This is a genomic window from Nocardiopsis sp. MT53, from assembly GCF_019598965.1.
Taxonomy (GTDB): Bacteria; Actinomycetota; Actinomycetes; order Streptosporangiales; family Streptosporangiaceae; genus Nocardiopsis; species Nocardiopsis changdeensis.
Genome location: NZ_CP080599.1, coordinates 1,204,257 through 1,228,760, shown reverse-complemented (window position 1 = coordinate 1,228,760; position 24,504 = coordinate 1,204,257). Strand labels below are relative to the sequence as shown.

At 75.5% G+C, this 24,504-nt stretch carries 17 protein-coding genes; 9 read left to right on the top strand and 8 right to left on the bottom strand.

Annotation, left to right across the window (positions count from 1 at the left end; translation table 11 throughout):
• Window positions 1-22: 22 nt before the first annotated feature.
• Complete coding sequence (locus K1J57_RS05140) at window positions 23-1,972, bottom strand: N-acetylmuramoyl-L-alanine amidase (RefSeq protein WP_220563331.1); 1,950 nt, start codon at window positions 1,970-1,972, stop codon at window positions 23-25.
• 143 nt (window positions 1,973-2,115) lie between these two features.
• On the opposite strand from K1J57_RS05140, the gene K1J57_RS05135 reads away from it, so the two are divergent.
• Both K1J57_RS05135 and K1J57_RS05130 read left to right on the top strand, forming a co-directional pair.
• Window positions 2,116-3,597, top strand: coding sequence for an NAD(P)H-hydrate dehydratase (locus tag K1J57_RS05135; protein ID WP_220563330.1), 1,482 nt, complete (start codon window positions 2,116-2,118; stop codon window positions 3,595-3,597).
• Between the two features lie 287 nt (window positions 3,598-3,884).
• The gene (locus K1J57_RS05130; RefSeq protein ID WP_220563329.1) at window positions 3,885-4,901 is read left to right on the top strand and encodes a DUF3592 domain-containing protein; all 1,017 of its coding nucleotides are present in this window, start codon (window positions 3,885-3,887) and stop codon (window positions 4,899-4,901) included.
• A gap of 456 nt (window positions 4,902-5,357) precedes the next feature.
• Here K1J57_RS05130 and K1J57_RS05125 read toward each other — a convergent pair whose 3' ends face one another.
• Together K1J57_RS05125 and K1J57_RS05120 are read right to left on the bottom strand one after the other, a co-directional pair.
• Window positions 5,358-5,855 carry an NUDIX domain-containing protein gene (locus K1J57_RS05125; RefSeq protein WP_220563328.1) on the bottom strand — a complete coding sequence of 166 codons (498 nt, stop codon included), beginning with the start codon at window positions 5,853-5,855 and terminating at the stop codon, window positions 5,358-5,360.
• A gap of 328 nt (window positions 5,856-6,183) precedes the next feature.
• Entirely contained in the window at window positions 6,184-6,876 is a 693-nt protein-coding gene (locus K1J57_RS05120; protein WP_220563327.1) for a TetR/AcrR family transcriptional regulator, read from the bottom strand.
• A 95-nt stretch (window positions 6,877-6,971) separates the two neighbouring features.
• Here K1J57_RS05120 and K1J57_RS05115 point away from each other — a divergent pair, with 95 nt between their 5' ends.
• The 3 genes from K1J57_RS05115 to K1J57_RS05105 all read left to right on the top strand — a co-directional run bounded on the left by K1J57_RS05115 (window position 6,972) and on the right by K1J57_RS05105 (window position 11,464).
• Window positions 6,972-7,928 carry a hypothetical protein gene (locus K1J57_RS05115; protein ID WP_370634598.1) on the top strand — a complete coding sequence of 319 codons (957 nt, stop codon included), beginning with the start codon at window positions 6,972-6,974 and terminating at the stop codon, window positions 7,926-7,928.
• Complete coding sequence (locus tag K1J57_RS05110; RefSeq protein WP_220563326.1) at window positions 7,928-9,211, top strand: methyltransferase; 1,284 nt, start codon at window positions 7,928-7,930, stop codon at window positions 9,209-9,211. Before K1J57_RS05115 ends, K1J57_RS05110 begins: the two co-directional genes overlap by 1 nt.
• Window positions 9,212-9,313: 102 nt before the next feature.
• Window positions 9,314-11,464 carry a PrsW family intramembrane metalloprotease gene (locus K1J57_RS05105; RefSeq protein WP_220563325.1) on the top strand — a complete coding sequence of 717 codons (2,151 nt, stop codon included), beginning with the start codon at window positions 9,314-9,316 and terminating at the stop codon, window positions 11,462-11,464.
• Window positions 11,465-11,497: 33 nt separating this feature from the next.
• On the opposite strand, the gene K1J57_RS05100 is transcribed toward K1J57_RS05105, so the two are convergent.
• Complete coding sequence (locus tag K1J57_RS05100; RefSeq protein WP_220563324.1) at window positions 11,498-12,034, bottom strand: GNAT family N-acetyltransferase; 537 nt, start codon at window positions 12,032-12,034, stop codon at window positions 11,498-11,500.
• Window positions 12,035-12,101: 67 nt separating this feature from the next.
• Window positions 12,102-14,429, bottom strand: a complete 2,328-nt coding sequence (locus K1J57_RS05095; protein WP_220563323.1) for a molybdopterin-dependent oxidoreductase — start codon at window positions 14,427-14,429, stop codon at window positions 12,102-12,104.
• Window positions 14,430-14,544: 115 nt separating this feature from the next.
• Between K1J57_RS05095 and K1J57_RS05090 the strand changes: the two genes are divergently transcribed.
• The 3 genes from K1J57_RS05090 (at window position 14,545) to K1J57_RS05080 (ending at window position 17,827) form a co-directional block, all read left to right on the top strand.
• A complete protein-coding gene (locus tag K1J57_RS05090) occupies window positions 14,545-15,492 on the top strand; it encodes a CoA ester lyase (protein ID WP_220565351.1) in 948 nt (315 codons plus the stop codon).
• 140 nt (window positions 15,493-15,632) lie between these two features.
• Window positions 15,633-16,331: a response regulator transcription factor gene (locus tag K1J57_RS05085; protein ID WP_220563322.1), complete on the top strand. Its 699-nt coding sequence runs from the start codon at window positions 15,633-15,635 to the stop codon at window positions 16,329-16,331.
• A 32-nt stretch (window positions 16,332-16,363) separates the two neighbouring features.
• Window positions 16,364-17,827: a HAMP domain-containing sensor histidine kinase gene (locus tag K1J57_RS05080; RefSeq protein ID WP_220563321.1), complete on the top strand. Its 1,464-nt coding sequence runs from the start codon at window positions 16,364-16,366 to the stop codon at window positions 17,825-17,827.
• On the opposite strand, the gene K1J57_RS05075 is transcribed toward K1J57_RS05080, so the two are convergent.
• Window positions 17,817-19,097 (bottom strand): glycosyltransferase, encoded by a 1,281-nt coding sequence (locus K1J57_RS05075; protein ID WP_220563320.1) that lies wholly within the window; start codon window positions 19,095-19,097, stop codon window positions 17,817-17,819. The genes K1J57_RS05080 and K1J57_RS05075 overlap by 11 nt on opposite strands.
• A gap of 463 nt (window positions 19,098-19,560) precedes the next feature.
• Complete coding sequence (locus tag K1J57_RS05070; protein WP_220563319.1) at window positions 19,561-21,237, bottom strand: trypsin-like peptidase domain-containing protein; 1,677 nt, start codon at window positions 21,235-21,237, stop codon at window positions 19,561-19,563.
• A gap of 233 nt (window positions 21,238-21,470) precedes the next feature.
• Here K1J57_RS05070 and K1J57_RS05065 point away from each other — a divergent pair, with 233 nt between their 5' ends.
• Complete coding sequence (locus K1J57_RS05065) at window positions 21,471-22,076, top strand: response regulator transcription factor (protein WP_220563318.1); 606 nt, start codon at window positions 21,471-21,473, stop codon at window positions 22,074-22,076.
• Window positions 22,077-22,128: 52 nt separating this feature from the next.
• Here the strand turns inward: K1J57_RS05065 and K1J57_RS05060 are convergent, their stop codons facing one another.
• Window positions 22,129-24,309 (bottom strand): SpoIIE family protein phosphatase, encoded by a 2,181-nt coding sequence (locus tag K1J57_RS05060; protein WP_220563317.1) that lies wholly within the window; start codon window positions 24,307-24,309, stop codon window positions 22,129-22,131.
• Window positions 24,310-24,504: the final 195 nt, after the last annotated feature.

The following is a 24,504-nucleotide window of genomic DNA, read 5'->3' as shown; positions in this document are numbered from 1 at the left end:
GATCAACGACCCCGCGCCCGTGTCACTTGGGCCAGTAGAAGACCTCGGCGGTGGCCTCCTTGATCCGCGCCGGCCGCTCGCCGTACTGGGCCACGCGCACCCGGACCCGGCGGCCCGCCGCCAGGTTCCCCTTCCACGTGTAGGTGAAGTGCCCGAACCCCGCCGCCTGGAGGGGGGAGTCGATCGGCCGGTTGCGGGCCACCTTCCAGCCGCCGTCCCCGTCCTGCTCGTACTCGGTGGCGCGCAGCTGCACCTCGGTGCCCGTCGGCAGGTCCTCCAGCACCACCCCCACCGACAGGTCGTACAGGGCGCCGTCCGGCTCGTCGACGCCCACTAGCGAGTACAGCTCCCCGGTGCGCCCGTCGTGGAGCCGGTCGAACTTCAGGGACGTCCACGTCCCGGCGGGAAGCTCCTGGGCGCTGTCCTTCTCGAACCTGCGGTGCCTGGGCATGTCGTCGTCTCCTTCGGATCCGCTCGGGGGCTTGCTGAAGGTGCCGTCCCGGACCATCCGGTAGGCCTTGTCTCCGGGGCAGGAGGTGGCGATGAAGTCCCGGTGCCCCAAGACCTTGCCGGAGATGGAGGTGTCCGGCTCCATCAGCCACTGCCGCAGCTGCCGGACCGCCTCGATCTGCTCCGGGGTGACGGGATCCTTGGGGCCGGTGGCCAGGGTGACGCTGTAGTGCGAGGAGTTGCCGCCGGGCTGGGCGGCCTGGACGCGGTACAGCCCGCGGCCCTCCAGCACGTGGCCGTGCGGGCAGGCCATGAACGAGTTCCCGGTGAAGTAGGCGGTGCCCGCCCGCCGGGCCAGCCAGGTGCCGTCCGGGGTGGTGGGGCACCAGATCCGGCCCGTGTGGCGGACGCGTTCGACCGTGAACCCGTCGGTGCGGGCCGCCACCGCCCTGGGGCTGAAGGTCTGCTCCGCCGACAGCTCCACCCGCCACCCCCCGAGCGGGACGCCGCGCACCGACGCCGTCCGCCCGGCCAGGACCGCCGCGAACCGGAACGCCTCGGCGCCCGCCTCGTCCGGCCGGTCCAGGAACCGGTCGTCCCGGCCGGCCGAGGCCATGACGACCCGCAGGAACAGGTCGAGCTGGGCGCGGGTCAGCGACCTCAGGAACCCGTGCGAGGGCACACCCCCCGGCATCTGCTCGGCCAGCGCCCCCTCGGCGCCCGCCGACAGCCGGAACACCGCCTCCGCCGAGGTGTGCTCCTCCCACCAGGCCACCGCGTCCGGCCGCTCGGGGGCGCCCGCGGCCGCGGCGCCGAACAGGCCGTGCAGCAGGGCGCGCACCCGGGCCGCGTCCTCGGTGCCGCGCCGCAGCGGACGCCGGACCACCGTTCCCGGACCCGGCACCGACCACGCCCAGGCCACCAGCTCCACCAGGGCGTCGGACCACTTGGCCCGGCCGGGCAGGTCCGCGCAGGGGGCGGCGGTGCGGATGCGGTCGCGGACGGTCAGCTCCCCGCTGGTCGTCCAGGCGGGGGCGAAACCGCTGCCGGGCCTCGGGTCGCGACCCGGTCTGCCGGTCCTGCGCTCCACCGGCCAGCGGTGGCCCGGCGTGCTGAGGGAGGAGTGGCCGCGGCCCTCCATGAGGAGGAGCTCGCGCGGTACCGCGGGGAAGACGTTCACCGCCAGCAGGGGCTGCCAGCGGGACAGGCCGGTGGTGTGGTCCAGGGTCAGGACGAGGTCGCCGGGGGCGATGGCGTCGAAGGGGCGCCACCCGTCCTCGGTGAGGATCTGCGTGTCCTCGTCCACGCAGTAGCCGATGTCCGCCCAGCCCCTGCTCGGGCCGGTGTGGAAGCGGCGGGTGCTCTTCCAATAGGCGATGCAGGCCGAGTGGTCCCTGTTCGCGAGGTTCTGGTCGACGCTGTCGTAGTGGACGACCAGGCCGCTCTTGGGATCGGCGTGCCCGGCGGGAGAGGGACCCCAGCCGAGGTCGGACCGGGAGACGTACTTGCTCGGTCGTGGCATGACTCCAGTGTGTCAAGAAGGCACTCCGTTGTGTAGCGGAATGGTGATATCCGGTCGGAAAATCCCCCGCGTGGCGCCCCCTGTGCCCCACCGCTCCCATACGGCACGATGGTGCTTCCGCCACCTTCCCGGGAGGTCCGCCCGTGCGCTACGCACACACCGTCGGCGTCGTCCGCGAGGCCGAGGCCGCGCTCATGGCCCGGCTGCCCGGAGGAGCGCTCATGCGCCGCGCCGCCGCCGGCCTCGCGGTGGAATGCGCCCGCCTCCTCCCGCGCGTGTACGGGGCGCGCGTCGTGCTGCTCGTCGGCCCGGGCGACAACGGCGGCGACGCCCTCTACGCGGGCGCCGACCTGGCCGCCCGGGGCGCCGCCGTCCGCGCCGTCCCGGCCGCCGGGCGCGCCCACGAGGGGGGCCTGGCCGCCCTGCGGGCGGCGGGCGGGCGCGTCGTCCCGGCCGACCGCGCCGAGGACGCCCTGTTCGACGCCGACCTCATCGTCGACGGCCTGCTCGGCATCGGCGGCCGCGGCGGGCTGCGGCCCCCGTTCGCCGCGCTCGCGGTGCTGGCCGCCAACGCCCCGGCGCCGGTGGTCGCCGTCGACCTGCCCAGCGGGGTGGACGCCGACACCGGCGAGGTGGCCGGGGCCGCCGTCCGCGCCGACGTCACCGTCACGTTCGGCACCCACAAGCCGGGCCTGCTCGTCGACCCGGGGGCCGCCCGCGCGGGGCGCGTGCACCCGGTGGACATCGGCCTGGGGCCCGAGCTGCCGGGCCCGGCCCTGCTGTCCTTCGACGACGCCGACGTCGCCGCGCTGCTCCCCGTCCCGGGGCCGGAGTCCGACAAGTACCGGCGTGGCGTCCTCGCCGTCCGGGCGGGATCGGCTCCTTACAGGGGCGCCGCCGTCCTCACCGTCGGCGGGGCGCTGCGCACCGGGGTGGGCATGGTCCGCTACGCGGGGGCCGAGCCGGTCGTCGACCAGGTGCTCGCCCGCTGGCCCGAGGTCGTCGCCGAGGTCAACGACCCGCTGAGCAGCACCCGCCTGGACCCGGGCCGGGCCGCGGCGGCCGTCATCGGCCCGGGGCGCGGGACCCGGCCCGGCAACGCCGACGAGCTCCGCGTGGTGCTGGAGAGCGACCTGCCGGTCCTCGCGGACGCCGACGCCATCACGCTCCTGGGCGACGGCGCCCTGGCGGACCTGGTGCGCGAGCGCACGGCGCCGACCCTGGTCACCCCGCACGCGGGCGAACTGTCCCGGCTGCTGGGCACCGACCGCGAGGAGGTGGAGGCGCGGCGCCTGGAGCACGCCACCCGGGCGGCGCGCGAACTGGACTGCACGGTGCTGCTCAAGGGCTCGACGACCCTCATCGCCCACCCGGGCTCGCCGGTCGCCGTCAACGCGACGGGGACCCCGCTGCTGGCCACCGCGGGCTCCGGTGACGTCCTGTCGGGGATCGTCGGGGCGCTCATGGCGGCGGGCCTGCCCGCCACGGAGGCCGCCGTCTGCGGCGCCCACCTGCACGGGCGCGCCGCCACCCTGGTCCGCGCGGGCGCCCCCGTCAGCGCCTCGGACCTCCTCGACGGCATCCCCGCCGCCCTCCTCGCCATCCGGGCCTCCGCCACCCCCTGACCCCCGCCCCGGCCGGAAGCACGTGTTCCCGCCGGACCCGCCCCCCGCCCGGACCGGTGCCGGCCTCGCGGCCCTGGCCGTCCCCGGGGCCGGGGCGTCCCGGCCCGGACGGGGGCTCCGGCGCTCGGCCTCGAAGCGCCGTGCTCACCGGGCGCCGGGATCCCGGCCCGGCAAGGAAACCGTTCTGTTTCCTCATACGTCCATGAAAAGGACAAAGCGGATACGGATTCCCGTGCTTCCGGCAGAGCGGACGAGGAGGCCCACCCCTGAACCCCCACCCCGCCCCCGTGGAGGAGCCCCCGAAGCCCGGTGCGGTCTTCGCGCGGATCTTCGTCTTCATGCCGTTCCTCGGTGTCGCCCTCGCCCTCCTCGGCGCCCTCGGTGTCGGGGACGTGGTCACCCGGCTGGCCTACGAGACGGACTCGGTGACCGCTCCCGGCACGGTGGTGGAGGTCGAGCGCGGACGGCCCGTCGTGGTCTTCACCACCGCGGACGGGACCGAGGTGACCGCCACCGCGCGAGGCGGGTACCGGCGCGGCGACCCCCTCGACGTCACGGTCCGCTACCTGCCCCACGACCCCTGGGAGGCGACGGTCGGCGACACCCTGTGGGTGCCCCCGCTCCTCTTCGCGGTCCCCCTCCTCCCGGTCGCCGTCCTCCTCGTCCTGCGCCACCCGAACGGGCCCCGCGCCCGGGCCTACCGGGCCCGGATCCGCGCCCGGCAACACGGCCGCCCGCCCGAGGGGGCGTTCGGCCTGCCGGTGGTCCTCTGGTCGGTCCCCGGATCCGTCCTCACGGCCTGTGCCCTCGCGCTCATGGCGGGCTCCCTGTACGGGTTCGACACCTGGGGCGACGGCCCGCTGTTCCCCGTGCTCGGCCTGGTCGGCGCGGCCCTGCTGCCGCCCGGCCTCGACATGCTCTTCCAGGGCCGGCTCCGTTACCTGGAGCGCGTTCCCGGCAGGCGCGAGCCGGTCCCGCCCCGGCTGTTCCGCGGCGGCCTGTACATGGGCCTTCTCGGCGTGGCCTGCACGGCACCGATCGTGCTGCTGGTGTTCGTGTCCGTCGCGGCCGACGTGGAGACCCCCGAGGAGGGCACCGCCCGGGTGCTCGCCGCGGGCTGCGGCGACGTGGTCGGCAACTCCCGGGGCTGCCGGGATCTGGTCGCCCTGGAGTACGAGGTCGACGGCCTCCGCTACACCCAGACCACGGACGACGTGGGCTTCGACTTCGCCCCCGGCGACGAGGCCCTGGTGGCCTGGGACGCCGACGACCCGACCCTGGTCCGCGTGGAGGGCCGCCGGTGAGCCGCAAGCGCGAACAGCGGCGGGGGCGTCCCGGGGGCCCTCGCCCGGTTCCGCAGCGCTCGGTGCGGGAGATCCTGCGTGCGGAGGCCGCGAGTGCGGGGGCCGCCGACACCCCCGAGTACGTGGAGTGGGGGCGGTGACCGCGGAGCGGGCCGACCTGGTCGACTTCCTCGAACGTCTCGAGCGCGAACGCGGACTGCCCCTGCGGCATCCCCGCGGCCGCTGAGCGCATCCTCTCTCTGCCAAGGCGCCGAGCCCTGACGTTCGGAGCGGTGTACCCGTCGAGCGGGATGCGAGGGCCCCGTCGGCGTGCGGATCATCGAGCGACCGCGAACCGGGGCCCTTGGGCGTGCCCCTCCCCGTGGTGTGACTTCGTCCGGCCGGTCACCGTGCTCGACGGCATGTGGCTGCCAGAGGCGGCGCGCCTCCGGGCGGGGCCTCGCCCGGGGCCCCGGGTCAGCGTGGGCGGGCGGCGTCCAGGCCGAGTTTGACGATGTCGGTGATGAAGTAGTCGCCCGGGTCGCGGGCGTCGCGCAGCAGCGGCACCTTCTCCTCGTCCACCCACATGAACTCGGTGTGCTTGTCCGCCTCCAGCCGCGGCGCCTCCAGGTCGCCGTCCACCCGCACCAGGTAGTCCACCTCGTGCCGGGTGAGCCCGTCGCCCGGGTCCCAGTCGAGGCGGAACAGCTCCGCCTCCACCCGGCGCAGCCGCCAGCCGGTCTCCTCCTCGACCTCGCGGACCAGGCCGGCCAGCATGGTCTCGCCGGGCTCGACGTGCCCGCCGACGATGTCCCAGCAGTGCGGGAACACCTTGCGGTGCGGGGACCGCCGCTGGGCGAAGATGCGCCCGTCCGGGGCGGCGATGATCGCGCCCGCCACGTGGGTGCGCCCGTCGGAGGTGTCGGGGAAGACGATCCCCGGCGCCACCTCGATGTCGTCGATCCCGTGCGTCATGGACTTCTCCCGTGCTCGACTGTGGGTTCCACCCTATGGTTCGCCGGTGCCGCCGACCTCGGTCTTCCGGATGATCTTCCCCCTCGGCCTTTCGGCCGCCCCCGTCTTCGGGGGAGGGCGGGGGCGGCCGTGCGACGTCCCCTGATCGCTCCCTTTCCCGGGGCACTCGGCCGTGCCGCCCTGACCGGAGGCCTCCCGACCTCCGGCTTCCCCGGGCGGCTCGGACGTTCGCCTTCGCCGGCCGTCGGGTCCCCGTTCGCGAGGCCGCCGCGTCCCCGCAGGTCTCCTCGGCCCCGGAGCCGACGGCGTCCGCTCCCCGCGGCCCGGGTCAGCCCGCCTCGTCGACCCCGCCCCCGCCCCCGCCCCCGGCCTCCTCGGGCTCCGCCGCGCCGCGCCCCCGGCGCGGCAGCCGCAGGGTGAGCAGCTTCGCCCGCGGGGCGAGCCGCCCGGCCAGCTCGAACACCCCCTCGGTGCGCGAGTGGTCCTCGTCCAGCACCGAGAACAGGTTGACACCCAGGTAGAACGTGATCGCCCCGTAGGCCACCTCCCGGGCGGGCAGCAGCCGGGCCAGCGGGGAGCCGCCCAGCACCCGCTCCCACTCCTGCTCGATGAACGCGATCCACGGCTCGGCGCGGTCGCGGATCCCGTCGCGCAGCTCGGGCTTGGTGACCGCCGCCGCGACCAGCTCGGAGAACTCGGTGATGTAGCCCCGCTCCAGGTCGGTGCGGTAGATCCGGACGGCCGCCTCCACCAGCTCCTCCAGGGTGCGCGCGGGCGCGGTGAGCTCCCGGTACATGGCCATGCGCTCGGCGCTGGACCGGTCCAGCGCGGCCAGCAGCAGCTGGTCCACGCCCCCGAAGTGGTAGAAGACCAGCGCCGAGTTGGCCTCGGCCCGCGTGGCGATGGCCCGGGCCGACGCCCCGGCGTACCCCTCCTCGCGGAGCGTCTCCGCCGCCGCCGCGATCAGTTTCTCCCGGGTCTCCTCGCTGGTCCGCCGCCCCGCGCCGCCGCTCCTGGCCATGCCCTCGCTCCTCCGCCGTTGCCGATCTTCTTCATCATACGGTTTAATCAAGTGATTAAATCGATTGATTCAGCCGGACGATGAAGGAGATCGCCGTGTCCGAGAACCCCCTGGCCAGCGGGTCCCGCTGGCTGCTCGCGGCCCTGGTCCTGGTCCTGCCGGTGGCGGTCGTCGCGATCCGGCTGACCCACTGGGGAGCCCTCGACCAGACCGCCCTCTTCTACCTCGGCCTGCCCACCGGCATCGCCCTGCTCGTGGTGTTCACGGCCCGGCCCCGCAGCGCCATGGGCGTCTCCATGGCGGTCCTCACCGTGGTCCTGGCCATGTCCGCGGTCATCCTCGGCGAGGGCATGGTCTGCCTGGTCATCGCCGCGCCCCTGCTCTACGGGGTGGTCGCCCTGGTCACCGCGGTCGCCACCGCCATCGCCCGCGGCGGCCCCCGGTCCCACCAGGCCCTCTTCGCCGTTCCGCTGCTGTTCGTCCTCACCCTGGAGGGCGTCGCCGGGATCTCCTTCCTGCCCCGCGCCGACCGGGGGGAGGGCGGCGCCTCCACCGGCGCGGACCCCGCCGAGGTCGCCGCCGCGCTGGCGGCCCCGCCCGCCTACGGGCCCTTCGAGGCCGTGTTCCTGCGCGCCGTTCCCTTCCCCGAGCCGGTCGCCGCCACCGGGACCGGCCTGGAGGTCGGCGACACCCGCCGCATCGAGTTCACCCCGCGCACCACCCTCCAGATCGGCTCCGAGCCCACCCCCCGCCACATGGAGCTGGAGGTGGTCGAGAGCGAGGTCCGCGCCGACGGCGGCCGGGTCGTGTTCGAGGTCACCGAGGACGCGGCGTTCGCCAAGTGGATGGACATGCACCGCGCCACCGCCACCTGGACCGCCGACGGGGACGGCACCCGCATGGACTGGGCCATCGACTACGACCGCACCTACGAGCCGTCCTGGTACTTCGGGCCGATCCAGGCCTACGCCACCGACCTGGCCGCGTCCTACCTCGCGGAGACCTTCACCGCCGGCGCCGGGGCCGCCGCGTCCACGGCGGAGGACCGGTGATGGGCCCCGAGCTCCCCGCCCTCCTCGTCCGCGGCGTCGGCCTCTCGGTCCCCGTCCTGCCGCTCGTGGCCCTGTGCCTGTGGCGGCCGCCCCGGCCGCGCGAGACCGCCGCCATGATCGTCTCCACCGCCTGGGCGCTGCTCACCCTCATCCCGCTCAACCTCTACGCCCTGCACGCGGGCTGGTGGTCCTTCCACGCCGAGGGCGCCGTGTGGGCGGGCATCCCGGTCGACCTGCTGCTCGCCTGGGCGCTGCTGTGGGGCGCCCTGCCCGCGGTGCTGCTCCGGTTCCTGCCGGTGCCGCTGCTCACCGCGCTGCTGGTGTGGGCGGACATCATCGCCATGCCGCTGGCCGAGCCCGTCGTCGTCCTCCACGGCACCTGGCTGCTCGGCGAGTTCGCCGGGTCGGCGCTGTGCCTGATCCCCGCGCTGGTGCTCGCCCACTGGACCCGCCGGGGCCAGGCCGTGCGGGCGCGCATGTGGGCGCAGGCGGTGCTGTCCTTCGGGCTGATGGTGGTGCTGCCGGTCACGGCCCTGGGCATCCTGCCCGGCGACGGGTTCTCCGTACCCGGGGGCCTCCCCGCGGCCCTGCAGCTGCTGGGGTTCGCCGCGCTGCCCGGGCTGGCCGCCGCCCGGGAGTTCGCCCGGGTCGGCGGCGGCACCCCGCTGCCCTACGACCCGCCCGAGCGCCTGGTCACCAGCGGTCCCTACGCCTACCTGAGCAACCCCATGCAGACCACCGTCGTCGCCGTCTACCTGGTCCTGGCCGCGGTCCTGGCCGACCCGCGGCCGCTGTACGGGGCCCTCGTCGCGTTCGCCTACGGCGCCGGGTTCGCGGCCTGGCACGAGGGCGAGCGGCTGCGCGAGTCCTTCGGCCCCGAGTGGGACCGCTACCGCTCCGGGGTGCGGGCCTGGCTGCCCCGCTGGAGGCCCTGGCCGCACCGGGCCGCCGGGACCCTGTACGTGGCCGCCGACTGCTCGCTGTGCCAGGGGCTGCGGGCGTGGATCGAGGCGCGGTCGCCGGTGGCGCTCCGGATCCGGGACGCGCACGAACACCCCGAGGTCCTGTACCGGCTCACCTACGAGAACCCGGAGGGGGTCCGCTGGAGCGGGGTGCCCGCCCTGGCCCGCGCGCTCGACCACCTCCACCTGGGCTGGGCGTTCACCGGCTGGGCCCTGGACCTGCCCGGGGTGCGGCACTTCGCGCAGCTGTCCGCCGACGCCTTCGGGGCCGGTCCGCGGCCCGCCCGGGTGCCCGGCTCCGCGCCCGAGCCCGCCCCCTGACGGGCCGGGGTCCCGCCGTTATGCTCGGTCGGGCCGGAACGCCGCGGTGCCGCGGGCGCCCGGCCCCGACCTCCCCACCCCCAGACGGCCGAGGATCCCCAGATGGAAGAACAGGCCATGCTCGCGCGGGACCTGGTCCTGCGCGTGTGCGCCGGAGCGACCGAGCTCGACCCGCAGTGGATCCGGGCCGACGGCAAGGTCACCACGCCGTTCCTCGTGCCGCGCGACCGCAACCTTGTGCGCGCCGTCATCGCCGCCGGGCGGTCCATGGGGGTGGAGCGGCTGCTGGTGTGCCGCACCCGGCCCGAGTTCTCCTACGAGCCCGTCACCGAGATCCCGCTGCACACCGACACCCTCATCGACCTGGTGCGCGGGTGGGGGCCCGACCCCACCGACTTCCTGGTGTGCGTGGAGGACTTCTCGGCGGCGGTGCTCATCACCGCGGACGACCTGACGGTGGCGGCGGGCCCGGCGGACTTCGTGCGCGAACTGGTGGGGGCGGACATCCCCCAGGCCCGGGCGCACTTCGCGTCGCGGGCGGAGATCGAGAAGACCCCGGACCTGGTGCGGGCGGCGGCGCTGTACCGGTGCTCCGGCGCGGGGCCCCAGCGCGCCCCGGGACCCGACCTCTACGAACGCGTCGCCGCCGGGGCCGACCGCGTCCGGAGCGGGCGGGCCGCCCGCGGCCTGCGGGCGCTGCGCGGGGCGGCGGGCTGGACGGCGCTGGCGGTGGCGGCCATCGCGCCGCTGGCGGTCTCCGCCGTGGCGGCCCCGGTCCTGCCGGCGGTGGTCACGCTCTTCGCCGTGCTGTTCCAGCTGGCGCTGCTCGCGCGGTCCCGCACGGTGGCCTTCGCCTCCCTGCTGAGGGTCGCGGCGCTGGGGGCGCTGCTGCTGTGGCCGATGGGGCTGGCCGAGCGGGCGGTCGCGGGGGCGCTGGGCGCGGACACCTACGACGTGGTCCCGTACACCTACGTGGCGGTGACGGTGGAGGAGGTGGGCAAGCTGCTCCCGCTGCTCCTGCTGCCGCTGGTGGCGCCGCGCCGGGCGCGCAGGCTCGCGGCGGTGGACTTCGCGCTGCTGGCGGCCGCGTCGGGGGCGGGGTTCCAGCTGGCCGAGCACCTGGTCACCGCGCTCGCGGTCGGCGGCTCCGGCGGCGGCGGGTGGTTCCTGCCGGGCGGCAGCGAGCTCGTGGACCGGGGGACCGGGGCCGTGGTCGCGGTGTTCTCCGGGCACGCGGTGACCACGGGCCTGGTCGGGGCGGCGCTGGGGCTGGCGGTCGTGGGGCGGGGGCGGTGGCTGTGGGCGCTGCCGCCGCTGGCGGTGCTGCTGGCGTTCCTGGAGCACCTGAACCTGAACGCGGTCCTGGCCGGCGCGGCGCTGCACCCGGCGTCGGGCGTGGTGCTGGGGCTGCTCGGCGGGGGAGTGCTGACGCCGTTCCTCCTGGTGGTGCTGGTGCTGTGCGCGGTGGCGCTGGACTACCGGCTCATCGCGACGGCGGCGGAGAGCACCCCGCCGCTGCCGGGGCTGCCGCCGCTGGCGGGGCTGCGCCGGCGGGCGCGCGGACGCGCGGTGGCGACGCGGGTGCGGGTGCCGGGGGACATCGCGACGGGGTTCCGCCGGGCGGCGCTGGCCTGGGCGGAGCTGCCGGTCACGCTGACGACGACGCTGGCGATGATCGTGCACGAGCTGGCGGCGTGCACCATCGCGGCGCGGCGCGGGCCGGCCGTGCTGGGGGACACCTGGAGGTTCCTGCGGCAGCGGCGGGCGAACGCCATGGGGGAGGCCCGGTCGGCGGGGCGGCCGTGGCGGCACCACCCGTCGCAGCAGGACCTGACCCGGACGGCGCGGGAGCTGGCGCGGCGCCTGGGGCTGGCGGCCACGGGCGGGGTCACGGCGATGGCGGGCGCGGCGGCGGTGGCGGTCGCCGTGGTCCCGGTGGCCGCGCCGGGTGTCCCGGCGGGGGAGCCGGGGTACGCGCTGCTGGCGCTGGAGCGGTTCCAGACCTGGTTCGGGGGGCTGTCGGCGTTCGACGCGGTGTGGGCGGCGGTGCTGCTGTGCGCGGTGCTGCTCCTGCTGGTGTCGGGGAACGGGGTGCCGCGCGCCCACCCGGACATGCGGGCCTTCCTGCGCTCGCCCTCGGCCAACGGCGGGGCGGTCCTGGGCATGCTCGCGCCGGGACAGGTGGTGTACGCGGCCGTCGGCCTCGCGGGCCTGCTGCTGCCCCGCTCCGCCGACCGCCTCCTCGTCCGCTGACCGCGGGTCGCCGGACCGTCCGCAGAGAGTCGGCTACCGGTCCGCCGGGGCCTCCCCGGCCGGGTGCGGTCCGACGCGCCTGGCGAGGACCTGGCCCTGCCAGTCGCCGACGGTGAAGGTCTCGGTGGGGGTGAAGCCCTGGCCGGTGTAGTAGGCGACCAGGCGGCCCCCGCCGCCCGCGAAGCAGTCCACGCGCAGGAGGGAGACGTCCCGGCGGCGGGCCTCCTCGGCGGCGTGCTCCAGGAGGGCGGCGCCCACGCCGCGGCCGGCGAAGCGCCGGTCGGTGACCAGGAGGCGCACGTAGACCTCGGGCTCGTTGGCGGGCGGGAGCTCGGGGCCGGGGGCGCCGTCGAGCACGAGGGCGCCCGCGGGCCCGCCGTCGGCCTCGGCGATCCAGGGCTCGGCCTCGGTGAGCATCTTCCTGATCCGTTCGACGGACCGGGGCCGGGAGGACCAGGGCTCGGTGCCCCACTGCCCGGTGCGCCCGTGGGCGACGAGCCATTCGACGGCGCCGTCCAGCATGCCGAGAACGGTGGAGAGGTCGTCGGGGCCGCCTGGTCTGAGCTTCATCCCAGGAACCCTAGACGGGGGCGGGCCGGGCGTCCACCCGTATCGCCGGGGCCCGGCCCGCCCCCCGTCAGGCCGGGGTGGTACCGCGGGGCGGGACGAAGGCGCGGACCGGCGGCGGGGTGCCGTCGAAGCGCTCCACCCGGACCCGGGCCAGCTGCCCCGTGCAGCCCTGGCTCAGGGACGAGGTGCCCTCGTCGGCGATGAGGGCGTTCGGGTTGCCGTGGACGCAGGTCGCCTCCGCCGAGGACGGGTCGTACCAGGCGCCCGTCGACAGCTGGACCACCCCTGGCATCAGCGCGTCGCTGAGCACGGCGCCGGCCAGGCAGGAGCCGCGCGGGCCGACCACGCGCACGAGGTCGCCGCCGGTGATCCCCAGGGCGGCGGCGTCGGCCGGGTGCAGGCGGACGGGCGCGCGGCCGCCGACCTTCTCGCGCATGCTGTGCGCGCCCATGTCCTGCTGCCCGTGCAGGCGCCCGGTCGGCTGGTTGGCCACCAGCACCAGCGGGAACTCGCCGCCGCGGTCCGACAGCACCGGACCGGGCAGCCACACCGGGTGCCCCGGGCAGTCCTCGTACCCGAACGACGCGATCGTCTCCGAGTACAGCTCGATCCGCCCGCTCGGCGTGCGCAGCGCGTTCTTCTCCGGGTCGGCGCGGAACCCGCCCAGCAGCGCCTCGTCCTCGACCCGGCCCGGCATCGCCACCCGGCCCGCTGCCCAGAACGCGTCGAAGTCCGGGACCTCGATCCCGCGCCGCGTCACCAGCGACCGCCACCGCCGGTAGATCTCCCGCATCCAGTCGGCCGAGGTGCGGCCCTCGGTGAACTCCTCCCGCACGCCCAGGCGCTCGGCCAGGTCGGCGTAGGTGTCGTACTCGTCGCGCGCCTCCCCGTGCGGCGGCACCGCGCGGGGCATCGCCCGCAGGCTGAGGTCGCCCCGGCTGGCGGTCAGGTCGTCGCGCTCCAGCACCGTCGTGGACGGGATGACGATGTCGGCGTGCCGGGCGGTCGCCGTCCAGTGCGTCTCGTGCACCACCACGGTCTCCGGCCGCCCGAACGCCCGGGTCAGCCGGGCCAGGTCCTGGTGGTGGTGGAACGGGTTGCCGCCCGCCCAGTAGACGAGCCGGATGTCCGGGTAGCGGCGCTCCTCGCCGTCGTAGTGGTAGGTCCCGCCCGGGTTCAGCAGCATGTCCGACACGCGCGCCACCGGGATGAAGTCCTTGACCGCGTTGTCGCCCTGCGGCATCACCGGCAGCCCCAGCGGCGTCGACCCGCCGCCGTAGTTGCCCATGGACCCGTACCCGGACGCGAACCCGGCGCCCGGCAGGCCCACCTGGCCCAGGCAGCAGGCCAGCGCCAGCCCCGCCCACAGCGGCTGCTCGCCGTACCGAGCGCGCTGCACCGACCAGCCCACATTGACCAGGGTCCGGCCCCGGGCCATCCTCCGGGCCAGCTCGCGGATGTCGTCGGCGGGCACCCCGCTGATCCGCTCCGCCCATTCGGGGGTGCGGGGCAGGCCGGGGCGGTTCCCGCGCTCGTCGCGCCCGCCCAGGACGTAGGAGCGCACCACGTCGGCACCCTCGGTGTACCGGTCCAGGAACGCCGTGTCGGCGAGGCCCTCGGTGAACAGCACGTGCATGAGCGCCAGCAGCACCGCCGTGTCGGTGCCCGGCCGCAGCGGCACCCACTCGGCCTTCACGTCGTCGGGGGTGTCGTCGCGCAGCGGCGACAGCGACACGAACCCCACCCCCGCGTCGGAGGCCGCCCGCATCGACGGCCCGGCGGTCTGCGCGGCCCGCCCGCCCGAGGTCATCCACATGTTGGAGACCCGCAGCCCGCCGAAGGTCACCACCAGGTCGGTGTGCTCCCGGATGACCTCCCACGAGGGGGCCCGGTGCAGCAGCCGGTTGGCGGCCGGGGTGCCGATGATGCGCGGGAACAGGGTCTCCACCGCGCCGTGGCTGTAGGTCGTGCGCGAGCGCGTGTACCCGCCGATGCTGTTGAGGAAGCGGTGCAGCTGGCTCTGCGCGTGGTGCACCCGCCCGGAGCTGCCCCAGCCGTAGGACCCGCCGTAGATCGCCGCGTTCCCGTGCGCGGTGCGCACCCGGTCCAGCTCCCCGGCGAGCAGGTCCAGCACCCGGTCCCAGCCCACCTCGACGTACTCGTCGTCGGGGTCGCCCCGGCGCGGGTCGGGCCCGGGCCCGTGCTCCAGCCAGCGCCGCCGCACGGCGGGCCGGGCCACGCGCGACCCGTGGTGCTGGGCGACGGGCGTGTTCTCCATGACGGGGGACGGCGCCGGGTCGTCCGGGTCCGGCCGTACCCCCACCACCCGGTCGTCGCGGACCAGGACCCGGTAGCTGCCCCAGTGGGCGCTGGTCGGGTACGACGTGGTGGACATCGGCGGCTCCTCCCGGTTCTGGGGACCCACGGGGCCCCGTCCCACTCTATGCACGCGGTGATGCCATGATGGGCCCGGCACCAGGTGGGACGTGCGGGACGACAGGGGGAGCGGTATGGGCGGGCTCAGGGCGCGACGGTCGGTGCTCGCGGTGCCGGGGTCCAACCCCCGGTTCGTGGAGAAGGCGCGCGGCCTGGACGCGGACGCCTTCTTCCTCGACCTGGAGGACGCGGTCGCCCCCGCCGAGAAGGAGGCCGCCCGCGCCACCGTGGTCGCCGCCCTCAACGACGGCGGCTGGGGGGACAGGGTCCGCACGGTGCGGGTCAACGACGCCAGCACCGCCTGGGCCTACCGCGACGTCATCGAGGTGGTGGAGGGCGCGGGCGCGAACCTGGACGCCCTGGTGCTGCCCAAGGTCACCGCCGCACGCGACGTCCAGTGGCTGGACACCCTCCTCACCCAGATCGAGCGCGCCGTCGGCCTGCCGGTGGGGCGGATCGGCATCGAGGCCCAGATCGAGGACGCCGGCGGCCTGACCCGTGTGGAGGAGATCGCCGCCTCCTCCCCGCGCCTGGAGACCCTGGTGTACGGGCCGGCCGACTTCATGGCCTCCCTCAACATGAAGACCCTGGTCGTGGGCGAGCAGCCGCCGGGCTACGACACCGGTGACGCCTACCACTACGTCCTCATGCGCATCCTCACCGCCGCCCGCGCCCACGGGTTGCAGGCCATCGACGGGCCCTACCTCCAGATCCGCGACGTGGACGCGTTCCGCCGCGCCGCCGGGCGCACCGCGGCCCTGGGCTTCGACGGCAAGTGGGTGCTGCACCCGCTCCAGGTCGAGGCCGCGAACGAGGCCTTCGCCCCCTCCCAGGAGGACTACGACCACGCCGAGCTCATCCTGGACGCCTACGCCCACGCCACCGAGGTGGAGCGGCGCGGCGCCGTCATGCTCGGCGAGGAGATGCTGGACGAGGCGTCCCGCAAGATGGCCCTGGTCATCGCGGGCAAGGGCCGGGCCGCGGGGCTCGCCCGCACCCGCTCCTTCACCCCGCCCGCCTGACACGCGCCCGGACCGGCCCCGGGCCGGAGCCCGGCGGGGGAGGGCAGGGCGCCCGGCCGGGGAGGGCGCGGCCGCGGCTCTGACACGCGCCCGAACCGCCTCTTACCGGCCTCTCACCCGGATACGGCAGCATGAGGCCCATGGACGCCACCACCGCCACCGTGCTGGTCGCCGACGACGACCGCGCCATCAGGGAGTCGCTGGAGCGCGCGCTCCAGCTGGAGGGCTACACGGTCCGGACCGTCGCCGACGGGGTCCAGGCGCTCGCCGCCGTCCACTCCGACCCCGTCGACCTGCTCATCCTCGACGTGATGATGCCGGGCGTGGACGGGCTGGGCGTGGCCCGGGTGCTGCGGGCCGAGCACGACCGCACCCCGATCCTCATGCTCACCGCCCGCGTGGAGACCCCCGACCGGGTCGCGGGCCTGGACGCGGGCGCCGACGACTACCTGGCCAAGCCCTTCGAGCTGGACGAGCTGCTGGCCCGGCTGCGCGCGCTGCTGCGCCGCGCCGCCCCGGTCCCGGGCGACCCGGAGGGCGGGACGCTGCGCGTCGGCGAGCTGGCCCTGGACCCGCGCGCCCGCCGGGTGTGGCGGGGCGACCGCGAGATCGAGCTGTCCAAGACCGAGTTCGACCTGCTCGAACTGCTGGTCCGCAACGCGGGCATCGTGCTGGACCACGCCACCATCTACGACCGCATCTGGGGCTACGACTTCGGTCCGGAGTCCAAGAACCTCGCCGTCTACATCAGCTACCTGCGCCGCAAGCTGGAGGACGGCGGGCCGCCGCTCATCCAGACCGTGCGCGGTGTCGGGTACACGCTGCGTCCGCAGGGGTGAGGGCCGTGTCCGAGGGCCGGACCCCGCCCCGCATGCTCCTGCACCCGAGCGGCTGGCGCCTGGGCACCCGGTTCGCCGTGATGTTCGCGCTGGTCGTGGCGGTCACCATCGCCCTGGTCGGCACCCTGGCCTACACCACGGCGGCCGCTCTCATCCGCGCCGACGTCCGCGACGAGTTCGACCGGGTCGTCACCGCCCTGTCCGACCAGATCGTCTCGCTGCGCGAGAGCCGGACGGGTGCCGCCGCGTCGGTCAGCAGCCCGATCCTGGCGGGCAAGGACCTCCAGATCCACCTGCTGACCCCGGACGGCGGACGCCAGGTCGAGGTGTCGGCCACCTCCGAGGTGGTGCTCTTCGCGCCCAGCGACGAGGACATGGAAATGGTCCTGGCCGACGGGCCCGGCGAGGTGGCCACCCGCGAGCAGGCCGTGAACGGCCAGGCCTACCGGGTGGCGACGGTGTCCCTGGGCCAGGGCGCGGGCGCCCTCCAGGTCATCCAGCAGATGTCGCCCACCGAGCGGATGCTCGACCGCCTGGCCACCCAGATCCTGTGGGTGGGCCTGCTCGTCGCCCTGTTCGCGGCCTGCGCGGGGTGGCTGATCGGCCACCGCACCACCGGCCGCCTGGCCCGGCTCACCGACACCGCCGAATACGTCAGCTCCACCGGCCGCCTCGACCCGCTGGCCGGGCACCGCGACTCCTCCGCCGGGGAAGGCGGGCACGACGAGGTGGACCGCCTCGGCGACGCCTTCAATGCGATGCTGGCCCGGCTGGCCCGCTCCCAGGAGGAGCAGCGGCGCCTGGTCCAGGACGCCGCCCACGAGCTGCGCACCCCGCTGACCAGCCTCTACACCAACATCCAGGTGCTGGGCAGGGCCGACCGGCTCACGCCGGAGGCGCGCTCCAGCCTCATCGACGACCTGCGCGGGGAGACCCGGGAGCTGACGACCCTGGTCAACGAGCTGGTGGGGCTGGCCACCGGCGACCACGAGGACGAGACGCCGAGCCCGGTGCGCCTGGCCGACGTGGCGGAGAAGGTGGCGGCCCGCACCCGGCGGCGCACCGGCCGGGAGATCGTCGTGGACGCCGACGACAGCACCGTGCAGGGACGTCCGAGCGCGCTGGAACGGGCGATGGCCAACCCGGTGGAGAACTCGGCGAAGTTCGACCCCGACGGCTCCGCGCCCATCGCGATCCGCATCCGCAACGGCACCGTGGAGGTGCTGGACCGGGGGCCGGGCATCGACCCGGCCGAGACGGGGCGGATCTTCGAGCGCTTCTACCGGGCCACCTCGGCCCGCGGGCTGCCGGGCTCGGGCCTGGGGCTGTCCATGGTCCGGGAGATCGCCCGCGCCCACGGCGGCGACGTGTTCGCCCGCAACCGGGAGGGCGGCGGGGCCGCCATCGGCTTCACACTCCCGGTGATCACACCCGCCGCACCGCCGCCCCCGGGGCCGTCCGGGCCGTCCGGGCCGGCCGGACCGCCTACCGGCTGACGGCGAACCCGCCCACGGGCAGGGACACGCCCTCGGCGGCCGCCTCCCGGTAGATCCGCTCGAACCGGGCCAGGGAGTCCTCCAGCCGGTGCGCGGAGGCCATCTCCCTGCTGTGCGCGCCCATGGCGCGCCGCCGCGCCTCGTCGGCGACCACCTCGTCCAGCCGGGCGGCCAGCGCCTCCGGCGACCCCGGCGGGTACAGGAACCCGTTGGCGCCCTCCTCCACCAGGTGGGGCAGGGCCATGGCGTCGGCGGCCACCACCGGCAGCCCGGAGGCCATGGCCTCCAGGGTGGCGATGCTCTGGAGTTCGGCGATGCCCGCGATGGCGAACACGTCGGCGGCCCGGTACACGTCCGGCAGGTCCTCGTGGGCGACGAACCCCAGGAACACCACCCGGTCGGCGACCCCCTCGGACGCGGCCAGGTCCTCCAACCTCCTGCGGTAGGCGCCGTGCCCGGCCAGCACCAGCTGGACGTCCGCCTCGGTCCGCGCCACGGCCCGGATCAGCTCGTCCGCCCGCTTCTCCTCGTCCAGCCGGCCCACGAACACCACCGTGGTCCGGTCGGGTACGCCCAGGCGGGCCCGGATGCGCTCGCGCTGTTCCTCCCCGCCCTCCACGGGCCGGAACCGCGCCAGGTCTATCCCGCAGGAGACGGGTTCCACCGGCCGGGTGAACCCCTGCTCCCACAGCAGCCGGGCGGCCGCGGGGGTCGGCGTGGTGACGTGGTCCACCCGGGACAGCACCGCGCCCAGGTCCCGCCAGGCCATCCGGGCGGCGTACGGGCGCAGCGAGCCGGGGACGTGCACGTAGTCGAAGAGGTTCTCCGGCATGAAGTGGTTGGTGGCCACGACCGGGACGCCGTGCGCCCGGGCCGCGGAGGCCAGCATCCGCCCGATGAGGAAGTGGTTCTGGATGTGGACGGCGTCGGGGCGCAACCGCTCCAGCAGCCGGTCCAGGTGGCCGCGCACCCCCAGCGGCAGGGCCAGCCGGACGCTGTCGTGGACCAGGGACGACATCGACCGCAGCCGGTGCTCGACCACCCCGCCGCGCTCCACCACGTGCGGGCGCCCGTCGGGGGAGGCGCACACCACGTGCACGGCCACCCCACGCCGCACCAGGCCCCTGGCCAGCCGGGCGGTGAAGTAGGCGGCGCCGTTCACGTCGGGCGGGTAGGTGTCCGTGCCGATGAGCACGGTCGTGCGGTGCCCCGCGGCGGCCGTCCGGACCTCGGCCGCCGGTGGGGGTTCGGGAAGGAACGAGGTGGTCATATCGGGGTGTCTCCTGAGCCGGTGCACATCGGGTCGCCGTGTACGCACGAGTGTGGGGCACCCGCGTTGACCACCGCCGACCTCCGGGTGACGGAGTGGCGACGGACGAGCACACGACGCAGGGAACGATACCCTGAGTGATCACCTGTGTACTCTTCATCACCGCGCCGTTGCCGACCGGTGATCCCGCCGGTCCCCTCGCCCGCCGGCCGCCCCGCCCCCTCGGACGGCCGCGGCGCGGTCCCCACCTGTCACGACCGACGGTAATCCGGCCCGCCGCGCGGTACGAGGAGGCGCACACCACGGCCGCGGTGGCGCTGCCCCGCCCCCGGCGGTGGTGCCACCCCCACGCCGGGGCCCGGGCGCACACCGGGGCCCGGACACACGGCGGGGCGGGGCCGTACGGCCCCGCCCCGCGGTCTTCCCGTGTCCGTGTCCTTCCAGAGAACCCCTCCCTCCGGGGTCAGTCCTCCTCGGCCTCCTGCTCGACCGAGGCCGAGCTCTGCTCGCCCAGGGTCACGGTGACCTCCCGCGGCTGCCCGGTGCCCCCGGGCCGCACGCCCAGCGTGATCTCGTCGCCCGGGCGGTGCGAGCGGATCTGCGCGATGAGCTGGTCCGGCGTCGTGACCTGCGTCCCGTCGACGGACACGACCACGTCGTCAGCGCGCAGCCCGGCCTCGTCGGCCGCGCCGCCCTCGGTCACCTCGACGATGGCGGCGCCGCCGTCGGGGCTGTTGGTGATGGTGGCCTCGATCGCCGGGTAGCTCGCGCTGCCCTCGGCGACCAGCTGCTCGGCGATCGGCTTGGCCTGGTTGATCGGGATGGCGAAGCCCAGGCCCACCGAACCGCTCTCCTGGGACAGGCCGGCGATCGCGGTGTTGATGCCGATGACCTCGCCCGCCATGTTCACCAGCGGGCCGCCCGAGTTGCCGGGGTTGATCGCCGCGTCGGTCTGGATGGCGTTGATCACCGTCGAGGTCTGCCCGTTGCCGCTCTCGGTGGCCCCGGTGTTGACCGGGCGGTTCAGCGCGCTGACCACACCCGTGGTCACGGTGCCGGACAGCCCCAGCGGGGAGCCGATCGCGACCACGTCGGCGCCCACCCCGACCTGGTCGGAGTCGCCCAGCACGGCGGGCTGGAGCCCACTGGCGCCCTCGGCCTGGACGATGGCGATGTCGGACACCGGGTCCGAGCCCAGGACCTCGGCCGGCGCCGAGGTGCCGTCGTTGAACAGCACCTCCAGCGGCCCGCCCTGGGCGGCGTCCACCACGTGCGCGTTGGTGAGGATCTGGCCGTCGGACGAGATGACCACACCGCTGCCGCCGCCGTTGGCGGTCTGGATGGACACCACGCTCGGCAGCACCGTCTCGGCGACCTCGCCGACCTCCCCCTCGGTGGCGGTCCCGCCCTGCTCACCGGTGAGGGAGCTGACCGGGCCGCTCAGGCCGTCGGGGAAGAGCGCGGCGGTGCCCAGCGCGGCGGCCGGGCCGACGATGAGGCTGGTGACCAGGGCCGTGACCGCGGCGATGCCGACGACCCGGCCCGAGCCCTTCTTGCGCTCGGGCTGCGGCGCGGCCGGAGCTGCGCCGTGCCCGCCGTAGGGCGGCTGCCCGCCCGGGAAGTGCGGGGTGCCGAACGGGCCCTGCGGCCCGCCGGGCCCCTGGGGTCCGCCGGGGCCCTGCGGGCCCTGGCCGTGCGGAGCGTGCCCGTGCGGGGCCTGCGGCGGCAGGCCGTGCGGCGCCTGCCCGTGGGCGGGCTGCCCCTGCGGGGCCTGTCCGCCGGGAACCGCGAACCCCCCCTGGGCGGCGGCGTGCGGCACCGGGCCGGGCTCGGGCCCGCCCGGCCGCACGCCCTCCCCGCCCTCGGGCGGGAAGGAGAAGGCGACCCGGTCGGCCTCGTTGGGGCCGGTGGCCCAGCGCGGCGGCCGGTCCTGCGGCACGTCGTGCGGCGCGAACCTGGGGCCGGTGCCCTCCGCAGGTCCGGGGGCCCCCGCGCCCCGGCCGTCGGAGGGCTCCGGCCCCTGCGGACCGGAGGTCCCGTGCTCGCCCGAGGCGTCCCCCACCGGCCCGGCGGCGTCGGTCCCGGGCAGGTTCTCCGAGGCGTCGGGTTCGGTACCTGGTGTGGGTTCGTTGGGGTTCAACTCATCCTCCGGCTGGCGGGACGATGTTCCGATCTGTTGTGCTCCATCATGCGGCGCATGGGTTAGAACAGGGTGAGAGCCCGATATACCGGGGTTTCGAGTCCGTTCTCCTCCGGAGAGCCCTCGAAGAGGACACCCCCTTGCCCGGATCGGTGGCCCCTGTGGCCTATGCACCGAGATGTCCGGAACACTACCGCGCCGCGACCGAACCGACACAGACCGAAGGGCCGACCTTGATCAAGATCGTGCTGGCCGATGACGAGCACCTGGTCAGAGGGGCGATCGCCGCCCTGCTGAGCCTGGAGGACGACCTGGAGGTCGTCGCCGAGGTCGGGCGGGGCGACCTCGTCGCCGGGGCCGTCGGCGAGCACGGCGCCGACGTCGCCGTGCTGGACATCGAGATGCCCGGGGCCACCGGGCTGGAGGTCGCCGCCCGGCTCAAGGAGTCCGCCCCCGGCTGCGGCGTCGTCATCCTCACCAGCTTCGGCCGGCCCGGCTACCTGCGCCGCGCCCTGTCCGCGGGCGCCCGCGGGTTCCTCGCCAAGGACGCGCCCGTCGACCAGCTCGCCGGGGCGATCCGCCGCGTCCACGAGGGCGGCCGCTACATCGACACCGACCTGGCCGCCGCCGCCATGGTCGGCGGCGAGAGCCCCCTCACCGAGCGCGAGACCGAGGTGCTGCGCGCCGCCGCCGACGGCGCCACCGTCGCCCGGATCGCCGCCGCCCTCCACCTCAGCGAGGGCACCGTCCGCAACTACCTCTCCAACGCCATAGGCAAGGTCGGCGCCGACAACCGCATGGCCGCCATCCGCACCGCGCAGGACATGGGCTGGCTCTGAGGGCGCGCCCGCCCGGACCCCGCCCCGGGCACCGGGGCGGGGCCCGGGGTCCTCAGAGGAAGCGCAGGACCAGCATGGCGGTGTCGTCGGTGTGGCCGCCGGGGGCGTACTCCTCCAGCTCCCGGTCGATGCGGCTGATGACCGCCTGGGCCGACAGGCCCGAGCAGCCGGAGAAGATCCGCTCCAGGCCGGTGTCGCCGAGCATGTCGGAGTTGCTGCGGCGCTCGGTCACCCCGTCGGTGACCGCCAGCACCACCTCGCCCGGGCGGATGTCCACGTTCTCGGTGGTGAACCCGACGTCCTCGAACGCCCCCAGCAGCGGCTGCGAGGTGCCGAACTGCTCCACCTCGCCCTTGGGGTTGAGCCGCAGCGGCAGCGGGTGCCCGGCGCACACCATGCGCACCCGCATCCCGCCCCCGCCGTCGGTGGCCGGGGTCATCTCCCCGTACAGCATCGTCAGGAACCGGGTCGAGGTGTTCTCGTCCAGGATCGCCATGTTCAGCCGCTGCATGATGTGCGAGGGGGTGAACCCCTCCTTGGCGAGCGCGCGCAGCGTGTGCCGGGCCAGGCCGGTCACCGCCGCGGCCTCCGGGCCGGTCCCGCACACGTCGCCGATGGCGAAGCACCACCGGCCGCTGGCCGCGAACACGTCGTAGAAGTCGCCGCCGACCACGTTCTTCTCGTCCGCCGGACGGTAGAACACCGCGTGGTCCACGTGCGGGATCGTCGGCTCCTTCTCCTTGGCGGGCAGCAGGCTGCGCTGCAGCGCCACGCTCATGGAGGCCTGCCGCTCGTGCAGGCGGGCGTTCTCCATCGCGGAGGCCACCCGGCGGCTCAGGTCGTCGGCGACGTCCACCTCCTCGCGGGTGAAGTCGTCCGACTCGTTCTTGCCGATGGTCATCCGGCCCAGCTCGCGCCCGTGCGCCACCAGCGGGATGCTGATCGCCGGGCCGCGCACCAGCTCGCGCACCAGCCCGTCGTCGATCTCCCCGCCGTCCGCGCCGGTGAAGTCGGCCGGGCCCCACAGCGGGTGCGGGTCGCGCTGCTCGCGCGGCGGCTCGCCGGAGAGCAGTTCGCGCAGGACGTCGTTGTAGTTCTCGTTGCCGTGCATGACGTGCGTCAGCCGCGGCACGCCCAGCTCGTTGATGGTGTGGATGGCGCACCAGCGGCCCAGCCGGGACGTGATCAGCTGCGCGGCCAGCGCCCCCGTCATCCGCTCGTCCAGGGTGCCCGCCAGCAGGTCGCTGGCCTCGGCCAGGAAGCTGAGCGAGGCCCGCCGGTTGAGCTCCACCTCGGCCAGCCGGGCGCGCTCCACGGGCAGGGCGATCAGGTCGGCGCCCTCCTGGAGCCGCTTGGCGGCGGCCGCGGCGAAGTGCCGGGCCCGCCGCGAGGCCACCCCGAGCAGGCCGGTGACCCGGCCGTCCACGATGAGCGGGGCGGTCACCAGCGACCGCATCCCGGCCCGCGACAGCCGGCCCCGGTGGGCGCGGGCGATCATCAGGTCGTCGTTGATCACCGCGCCGGGCTCGGGCGCGGCCGACGGGAACGCCTCCTCGGTGCGGATGCGCAGCGGCCGCCACGGCGCGCCGCCGGAGGTGAGCCCCACCGCGGAGCGCACCTCCCACATGGTCTCGTCGGAGGTGGCCAGCGCGATGTAGGCGGCGTCGCCGCCCAGCGCCGTCGCGGCGTACTCGACCGTCCGCTCCAGCAGCTGGGGAAGGCTCAGCCGGGAGCCCAGAGCGGCGTCCAGCGACGACCACGGCGCGGGCCGGGTGGGGCGGTTGGGGGTGCGGCGCGCCGCGGCCGGGGCCTCCAGGGCCGACACCCCGTCGCCCGCGTCGTCGATGCGGAACCACACCGCCTTGTCCGTGCGCCCGTAGCTCACGCCCCAGCTGGACGCGATCGCCGAGGCCAGGGCCAGTCCCAGCCCGCCGCTGCGCTCCTCGCCGCGGGAGGGGGAGGCGTCCACGGAGAGGGGGCCGGCCTGGGGCACCGCGCGCTCGGGCGCGGAGTCGGTCACCATCACCTCGACGGTGCCCTCCAGGCGGCGCACCGTCACCTCCAGGGACGAGCGGGCATGGATGACCGCGTTGGTCACCAGTTCGCTGACCAACAGGATCACGTCGTCGAACGGATCGGGCACCCCCCAGGACAGCAGGGTGTCGTGGACGAACTCGCGGGCCGCGGCCGCGGTCTCGGGCGCGGGCGGGAACTCCCGTCGAGCGACCTTCAAGGTGTCATGTGCCGGCAAACCGTCAGGTCCTTCATCGCTGGATTCGTCGCTGGATACGGACTCGGGAGAGGGGTGGACACTGACACGATACGCGGACCCGGCCGCCCCGGCCGGTCCGTACGGCCCCGTACCCGGGCAGGTCCGTGGCGGGATCGACATGGCGAACCCTCCTGTGCGGGTCGACTCGGGCGGTTA